Source organism: Oleiphilus sp. HI0128, assembly GCF_001635365.1.
Genome location: NZ_LWGG01001365.1, coordinates 1 through 1,140 on the forward strand (window position 1 = coordinate 1; position 1,140 = coordinate 1,140).

Here is a 1,140-nt window from a genome sequence, read left to right on the forward strand (position 1 = left end):
ATGCTGTTGTGCCGCTGAAGTCTCATGACAAATATTGTCCCTTGAGCTAAGCTATGTGCATTACGCTGATAATACGATGGATTGTCGGATTAAGGTAAAACCTTGGTAAAAATAGAGAGAGAAATAATGATGAGAAAGCTAGTTACATCGGTTTTGGTAGCGGGTTCACTTGCAGTAAGTGGAAGTGTTGTAGCAGGTGATGCTGCTGCGGGTAAAGCTAAATCAGCAGTATGTGCAGCCTGTCATGGTGCTGCCGGTATTGCAGCTATTCCAACTTACCCTAATTTGGCAGGACAAAACGAAGCTTATTTGGTGAGCTCACTGAAAGCTTATAAAACCAAGCAGCGTAACGGTGGTATGGCGGCAATCATGCAGGGCCAGGCAGCTGCATTGAGTGACGCTGATATTGATAATTTAGCGGCTTACTACGCTTCTTTAAAATAGTCTTGTTTGTTCCTCAGGCCATTTAGTTAACTTGTAGGTAGCTGGGAAACCATACTCATCGGGTAGGGTAGTTCCTAAGGTGCCTACAAGTTCTTTCCCCTCCTTCATAGCTAGCATTTTTCTGCTTTATATTCATAGATTGTTCTCATCTACTCCTCTGTGTGCATTTTTGCTTAGTGATTGAACAAAATCAGGTTAGAATAAGTCTCGTTTTTAGAATGCCTTAAACCTGATTTGTTGTGAGATTTATATGAAATTTGTCGTCAAACTGTTTCCAGAAATTACCATTAAGAGCAAGCCAGTCAGGCAGCGCTTGGTAAAACAGCTTCGGCAAAATATCAGTGCTGTGTTAAAGAAAGAGTTTGAAGACGTCAAGGTTCAGGGTTTTTGGGATAAGATCGAAGTTAACCTGAATGACGATTCTCAAGAAAAAGCTGAGAACCTAGCGGCTACCCTTCAGCGTATTCCGGGTATTGCAAATATTCTTCGAGTGCAGCGCTATCAGATTGATAATATCGATGACAACTTTGACGAAATTGTAGAGCATACTCATCGTGCTCTGGGCGAGGAGCTTAAAGGCAAGCGCTTTGTTGTGCGTATTAAGCGTGCCGGTCAGCACTCTTTTACCTCCCATGAGTTAGAACGTTATGTAGGGGGCGGTTTACTGCGAGCAGGAGAGACTGCGGGTGTAGATCT

Annotated in this window: 2 protein-coding genes; both read left to right on the plus strand. The window is 43.2% G+C overall.

All coding sequences use genetic code 11. The features are described from left to right. Positions 1-126 precede the first annotated feature (126 nt). On the plus strand, positions 127-444 hold the full coding sequence (locus A3763_RS22615; protein ID WP_197470243.1) for a cytochrome c: 318 nt from the start codon (positions 127-129) through the stop codon (positions 442-444). 250 nt (positions 445-694) lie between these two features. Beyond that, positions 695-1,140: THUMP domain-containing protein (locus A3763_RS22620; RefSeq protein WP_231872293.1), on the plus strand; the 446-nt coding region annotated here is incomplete at its 3' end.